General features: G+C 60.7%; 6 protein-coding genes. 2 read left to right on the forward strand and 4 right to left on the reverse strand.

Translation table 11 applies throughout. The features are described 5' to 3' along the window. Window positions 1-307 precede the first annotated feature (307 nt). Both GTQ41_RS15180 and GTQ41_RS15185 read left to right on the forward strand, forming a co-directional pair. Window positions 308-1,231, forward strand: a complete 924-nt coding sequence (locus GTQ41_RS15180) for a universal stress protein (RefSeq protein WP_047293754.1) — start codon at window positions 308-310, stop codon at window positions 1,229-1,231. 148 nt (window positions 1,232-1,379) lie between these two features. Continuing rightward, on the forward strand, window positions 1,380-2,138 hold the full coding sequence (locus GTQ41_RS15185; protein ID WP_047293753.1) for a helix-turn-helix transcriptional regulator: 759 nt from the start codon (window positions 1,380-1,382) through the stop codon (window positions 2,136-2,138). Window positions 2,139-2,201: 63 nt separating this feature from the next. Here the strand turns inward: GTQ41_RS15185 and GTQ41_RS15190 are convergent, their stop codons facing one another. From GTQ41_RS15190 to macA, 4 genes are all read right to left on the reverse strand, one after another. Then, window positions 2,202-2,561, reverse strand: coding sequence for a DUF6124 family protein (locus GTQ41_RS15190; protein WP_047293752.1), 360 nt, complete (start codon window positions 2,559-2,561; stop codon window positions 2,202-2,204). 140 nt (window positions 2,562-2,701) lie between these two features. Next, window positions 2,702-3,073 (reverse strand): hypothetical protein, encoded by a 372-nt coding sequence (locus tag GTQ41_RS15195; RefSeq protein WP_047293750.1) that lies wholly within the window; start codon window positions 3,071-3,073, stop codon window positions 2,702-2,704. A 668-nt stretch (window positions 3,074-3,741) separates the two neighbouring features. Further along, window positions 3,742-5,700 carry a MacB family efflux pump subunit gene (locus tag GTQ41_RS15200; protein ID WP_047293748.1) on the reverse strand — a complete coding sequence of 653 codons (1,959 nt, stop codon included), beginning with the start codon at window positions 5,698-5,700 and terminating at the stop codon, window positions 3,742-3,744. A gap of 2 nt (window positions 5,701-5,702) precedes the next feature. After that, on the reverse strand, window positions 5,703-6,851 hold the full coding sequence (macA, locus tag GTQ41_RS15205; protein WP_041067195.1) for a macrolide transporter subunit MacA: 1,149 nt from the start codon (window positions 6,849-6,851) through the stop codon (window positions 5,703-5,705). Window positions 6,852-6,917: the final 66 nt, after the last annotated feature.

The following is a 6,917-nucleotide window of genomic DNA, read 5'->3' on the forward strand; positions in this document are numbered from 1 at the left end:
CAAATCCTCTGAGCGGGTCGCAGCTTGAGATGTCTTCAAGACTGCGCCGTCGTCACAGCGCCAACGTTGATAATGGTCAAACAATCTGCGGATCAGCCCACCGCTTTCGCGAGCAAGCCCGCTCCCACTCGGGATCCCGGACAGCCACCCCCTACCGCACGTCCGATGGACTGTGTGGGTGAATCGCCCCGTTGACAAATATCAATCCCGCCCGCCACGCCCGGGCCACGATGGACTCAAGGCTCACGGCCCGAACACAACGCCGCCCTTTCGCGTCGTGTGTGCGATCAACCACGGGAGATTTGTCATGTCTGAACAATCGCGTTTCATGCTGGTGGTTTCGCCCCTGATGAAAAACAGCCCGGCTTTCGAGCGCGCCGCCGCGCTGGCCAAGGCCTCCGACGCGGCGTTGCACATCGTCGCCTTCGATTATCTGGAAGGCCTGGCGACCGCCGGACTGGTCAACGAACAAGCGCTGGAACAGATGCGCCTGGGCTACATCGAACGCCATCATCAATGGCTCGAGGATCAGGCCCGGCCATTGCGCAAACTCGGGGTGCACGTCACCACCGAGGTGGTCTGGGTCGAAAGGCCGCTGCAGGAAATCCTCATTCACCTGCGCGAACAACCGATGACGGCGCTGATCAAGGCACTGGAGCACGAATCACTGCTGTCGCGCCTGATGTTCACCCCGCTGGATGTGCACCTGCTGCGCGAATGCCCGGTGCCGCTGCATTTCGTCAGCCATGTGCAACACGCGCTGCCACGGCGGATTGTCGCGGCGGTCGACCCGTTCCATCGCGATGGTCAGTACCAAGGTCTGAACGACCGGATCCTGTACGAGGCCGATAAACTGGCGACGCTGTGTAATGCGCAGCTCGACGTGATTTACGCCCATGACCTGACCTCGCTCAGCGCCGCCGAATTCGGTTTCGATCACGCCTCCGCGTTCTTTTCCTCCAGTGCCGCCAAGGCGCTGTTCGATGCCCAGGGCGAAGCGTTCCGTGAGCTGGCCGAACGCAACGATATTCCGGCAGAAAACCAGCACATGATCCTGGGCGACCCGGCCAAGGTACTGGCCAGCTACGCCGATGCTTATGACATCGACATGATCGTCATGGGCCGCATCGCCCACCGGGGTGTGGGCCGTCTGATCGGCAGCACCGTCGAACACCTGCTGTACAAGATGCCATGCAGCGTGTGGGTGGTGGCGCCGGAAAAAATCGAGTGAAGTTATAAGCTGATAACGCCTTCATTAAACCGTCTTTCAAACGTTGTACTAGGATAGGATCCACATCCTGACATTGCGTCGACCAGGGAACACGCTCGACGCAGGTCAGGAACGGGACTGTTTCACCTGCAATTCATGGATGATGTTTATGAACTCACACCTGTTTCCCCATATCGGCAAAGTCATTGCGAGCACCGGTAGCCGGCACTTTCCGCGAATGCTGCATGACCTGATCCAGACGCAACTGGCGGTGGACGCCACGCACATTCGGCAAATGCGCGTTGAACCGGTGGGCCGCCCCGCCCATCGCAATCCGCTGGAAGCCGGCAAAGACTCGGCCCAGCAGGTTGAAACGGTCTTCTGCGAACACATTGCCGCACGCTCGAGCGCGCCAATAGACCCGCCCGCCTCCGCCAGCGCCGACGCCTCACAATTGCACCTGACCCGACGCAAGGACGGCTACCGCTACGTGATTTCGGTGTATCGCAACGACCAGTCGCAACGGTTCTCGGCCCAGGAGCAGAGTTTGTTGCAGGACATCTCTCCGGTGCTGTTGCCGATGGTGGAAAAACACATTCACGCCCTGCAACCCTTGCAAACCGGCACTGAAGAGCCGTCGCCCGGCACCGACGGCGCGCAACCGGGCCTGGACAACCTGCGACTGCGCTTCAACGAACGTTTACAGCAACTGGGCCTGAGCCTGTCCAATCGCGAAACCGAAGTGTGCATTGGCCTGCTCGCCGGGCGTACCGCGCCGGAGCTGGCCGAGCAATTGCAGTTGAAGGTCAACACGGTGGAAAGCTATCTCAAGCGCGCCGCGATCAAGCTGGGAATCAGCGGCCGGCATTCGTTGATGCGCTGGATGTACTCGCCGGAGGACACGTCCACCGCCACCAGCGCGGCCTGAGTCCGCCACTGAAGAAAAAAACCGCCGCCCTCACCGGGTGGCGGTTTTTTTTACATTGGCGGCTTAATCCTTCGGCATGACTCTATCCAGCGCTTGATTCACCGCCAACTCCCCCAGCATCACCACTTGCGCAATGCCGAGCGCCGTATTGCGACCCGGCCCTTCCAGCGTGCCGGCGAAATCACCGAGCATGACCGTGGCCGAGGCCAGGGATTCACAGGCGTTGGCCAGCAGCGATTCGGTGTCGGTTTGCGGGTTGACCAGGAACATGCTGCTGGGGCTGTACGGCGTTGCCATGATGTGCGCGGGCGCGAGGTAGTGATCCAGGGCGCGTTCGGCGGCTTCGTGGAGTTTCCTGGAGTTGTGGGATTCATACGGCGATACCGATTCTGTGATCGGCGGATTGGGTGGGGTTTCGGGCATCAGCTGGAACTCCGATCGAGGCACATTGAAAGAATGACTTTCTGTAGGAGCTGCCGCAGGCTGCGATCTTTTGATCTTGATCTTGAAAAACAAAATCAAAAGATCGCAGCCTGCGGCAGCTCCTACAGAGGACCGGGCAGTTAGTTCGGCACGCGGCGGCCGTCCAGTACCCGGTTGACCATCAGTTCACTGAGCATGATCACCTGATGCAGCATCAGCATGGCCCGGCGCTGTGGGTGATCGACGGTGTCGCCGATATCACGGGCCATGTCGCTGGCGGCTGCCAAGGACTCGCAGGCTTCGACGAGCAAGGTTTCCTCGTCCACGGTGGGGTCGATGAGGAAGATTCTGTTGGATTTGCTTGAGGGTGTTGAAGGGATCGAGATCTTCAGGGCGCCGGGGTTGAGGTAGAAGTTGATGGCGCGGTCGGTGGCCGCTTTTATCTTCTGCGGGTCGAGGGCTGGGTCGTACGGGATTGAGGTGTCTGGGGGGTTGGGTGTGGCTTTGAACATGGATGTACTCCTATTGCAGTTATTCAGGAGCCATCACTCTCGCTACCAAACGAGGGGTGGTGGCCATACGCGGGTTGGTAGACCGGCTGCAATAGGAACCCGGCGCTCACGAATGAGCCCCACGCATGACCACCATAAAACCGAGCCCCGCAAAGGGACTGCATAGTGTTGCCATACAGCTATTACAGACGGGCTACCAAACCCGATCACTGATTTTCAGTGACCGGGAAACGATATAGCCCGCCCCATAGCCGTGTAAGCCGGCGGATTCTGGCGTACGCGTAGGTGACGGCGCAAGGCGTTGTAGCCGGTATGGCGTAACGGTTCGTGTACTTTAAACGTGGTTGCGGGGTTATGTTTATGTGCGGCGTTTGCTCTGTTGTTTTGATTTTGTCTGGCAGGACGCTTTCGCGAGCAGGCTCGCTCCCACAGTTGGAATGAGTGCATTCAGTTGGGAGGTTGGTCGGCTTGTAGGCCGTCATCGCTGGCAAGCCAGCTCCCACAGTTGGATTGAGGGCATTCAGTTGAGAGGTCGGTCGGTTTGTGGGCCGTCATCGCTGGCAAGCCAGCCACAGTTGGATTGAGGGCGAAAAACAGGGACGGGGTCGTGACCCGTCCCTTTCGATTTGTGCGCTTCAGGCACGAGCCCGGCCAATCAGCTCCGGCAATCAGTCCCTCGCCAACGCCTCGATCGGGTCCAGGCGCGATGCATTGCGCGCGGGGACGAAGCCGAAGACGATGCCGATCAGCGTCGAGCAGATCACCGCCGTCAACACCGAGGCCATGGAGAACACCATTTCCCATTCCTTGATGAACAGCGAAAACAGGTGGCCGATGGCGTACGACAGGGAAATGCCGATGGCCCCGCCGAGCAGGCAGACCATCACCGCCTCCACCAGAAACTGCTGACGAATGTCCGACTGCCGTGCGCCGACCGCCATGCGAATGCCAATCTCGCGGGTACGCTCGGTGACCGACACCAGCATGATGTTCATCACCCCGATGCCGCCGACCACCAGCGAAATCACCGCGATCAGCGACAGCAGCAAGGCCAGCGAGCGGCTGGTTTTCTGTACGGTCTGCATCACGCTGTCGAGGTTGTTGGTGTAGAAATCCTTGATGCCGTGGCGTTGCAGCAGCAATTGGGTGACATGATTTTCCACGACTTTGCTCGACTGGCCGTCCTTGATCCGTACGCTGATGCTGTCGAGGAAGCGTTGGCCCAGGATCCGGCCGGCGGCGGTTTCGTAGGGCACCCAGACGTTGAGGTTTTTGCCCGAGGCAAACAGGTTCTTGTTCTCGGCGGCCACGCCGATCACCGTGCATGGCAGGTTACCGATCAGGATCACCTGGCCCAGCGGATCGACACCCTCGGCGAACAACCGATGCCGGGTGTTGTAATCGATCACCACCACCTGCGCCTGGCGCCGCGCATCGCTTTCGCTGAAGGTAATGCCCGCCTCCAGTTTGATCCCGCGCACCTGAAAGTACTGGTCGCTGACGCCGTTGATCTGCGCGTCGAGGTCGATGTTGCGGTAACGCAGGAGCATGCTGCGGCCGACCACCGGGGTGGCACTGTCGACGTAATACAGCTGATTCAGCGCGGTAACGTCGGCCGGCACCAGTGTCTCGATTGACGCGGCGCGCTTGTCGCCGAAACTGCTGCCGGAATAGATGTCGATGGTGTTGCTGCCGATCGCCGAAATGTCCTTGAGCACGTAGTTTTTCGCACCCTCACCGATCGCCGAAATCGACACCACCGAGGTGATGCCGATGACAATCCCGAGCATGGTCAGCAAGGTGCGCATGCGGTGCGAAATCAGCGCCACCCAGGCCATGTTGAAGGCCTCCTTGAACAGCCCGAGGCTGGCCACCAGGCGGCGGGTCGCCGGTGGTTTGGCCGGCACCTGCTCTTCGTCCGACAGTTGCCCGGTGTCGCGCTGGTTGCGCCGGTCGCTGAGGATTTCGCCGTCGCTGACTTCGATGATGCGCTCGGCGTTGGCCGCGACTTTCGGGTCGTGGGTCACCAGAATCACCGTGTGCCCGGCTGCGTGCAGCTCCAGCAGAATGCGCATTACCTCCTTGCCGCTGGCGGTGTCGAGGGCGCCGGTGGGTTCGTCGGCAAGGATCACTTCACCGCCATTCATCAAGGCCCGGGCGATACTCACCCGCTGCTGCTGACCGCCAGAAAGCTGGCTCGGGCGATGCGTCAGGTGCCCGTCGAGGCCCAGCCGCGCCAGCAACTCACGGGCGCGGGCGTGGCGTTGCGGCGCCGGAATCCCAGCGTAGATGGCCGGCATCTCGACGTTGTGCATCGCGCTCAGGTGCGGCAGCAAGTGATAACGCTGGAAGATGAAGCCGAAGTAATCGCGGCGCAGTTCGGCCAGCGCCTGATCGTCGAGGTCGCGGGTCTCCTGACCGTTGATCCTGTAGCTGCCGGCGGTGGCGTAATCGAGACAGCCGAGGATGTTCATCAGGGTTGATTTGCCGGAGCCGGAGGCGCCGATGATCGCCACCATTTCTCCGGCGTTGATCGTCAGGTTGATGTCCTTCAGCGCGAGAAACTCGCGGTCGCCGGCAGTGAAACTGCGGGTGATGCCGGCCAGTTGCAGTAACGGCTGCGTCATGCTCAAGCCCCCGCCACGGCGGGCAGCGGATCGCCGATCACCACCCGCTCGCCTTCATTCAGGCCCTGATTGATCTGCACTTTGACGTTGTTGTTGATCCCGGTCTGCACGTTGCGCGACTGCGCCTGGCCCTTGGCGTCCAGCACCCGCACCGGAAAGCTGCCATCGGCATTGCGTGGGCCGAGCGCGGCCACCGGCACCGTCAGCACCGATTGCGCGGTATCGAGGACGATGCGCACTTGCGCGGTCATCGAGATGCGCAAGCGATGGTCGGGATTGGGCACCTCGAACAGCGCGTTATAGAACACCGCGGTGTTTTGTTTCGGCGTACCGGCCGGCGGCGTTTCGAGGAAGTTCTGCGGCGCCGGCTCAGTGCCGCGCAGCTTGCCGTAGTAGCGTTTGTCCTCACCGAGAATGGTGAAGTACACCTGCTGTCCCGGCGCGATATGGATCACGTCCGCTTCCGAGACCTGCGCCTTGATGGTCATGGTGTCCAGATCCGCCAGTTTCAGCAGGATCGGCGCCAACTGGTTGGCGATCACGGTCTGGCCTTCCTGGGTGACTATGCCGACCACGTCGCCATCGATCGGCGCGACGATCCGCGTGTACGCGAGGTTGACCTTGGCGGTATCGATCTGGATGTGCGCACTTTTGATCTGCGCGTCCAGCGACAACAGATTGGCCTGCTGCACCTCGTAGTTCGATTGCGCGGTTTCAAAATCCTGACGCGAGATCGAAGCGTCTTCCTGCAGGTTCTGATAGCGCTGGTATATCGCTTTGGTCTGCTTGAGCTGGGCTTGCGTGGCGCGCTTTTGCGCTTGCAGGTTTTCTTCATCGACCTGCGCCTGACGCAGGGTGTTTTGCAGCACCAAGGGGTCGATCTCCGCCAGCCATTGGCCCTTCTTCACCTTGTCGCCAACCTTGACCTTGAGCGACTTCAACTGCCCCGACACTTGCGCGCCGACATCCACTTGCTTGACGCCTTCCAGCAAACCGGTGGCGAGCACGGTGTTTTCGATGTCCGTGCGTTCGACCGGCGCTGTCTGGTATTTCGGCGCTTCGGCCGGGGCCTGCACCGTGTACAGCACCAACCCGGCCACCGCCGCCAACGCCAACCCCATACCGACTTTGCGCAACTTCGACTTTTCCATAAATAACCACAAGTCCGTTCAGGGATGGACCCGGCCAGCGGCCGGGTCTTGATAGAAAAACCACAC

The organism is Pseudomonas sp. AN-B15 (genome assembly GCF_019056475.1).
Lineage (GTDB): Bacteria > Pseudomonadota > Gammaproteobacteria > Pseudomonadales > Pseudomonadaceae > Aquipseudomonas > Aquipseudomonas parakoreensis.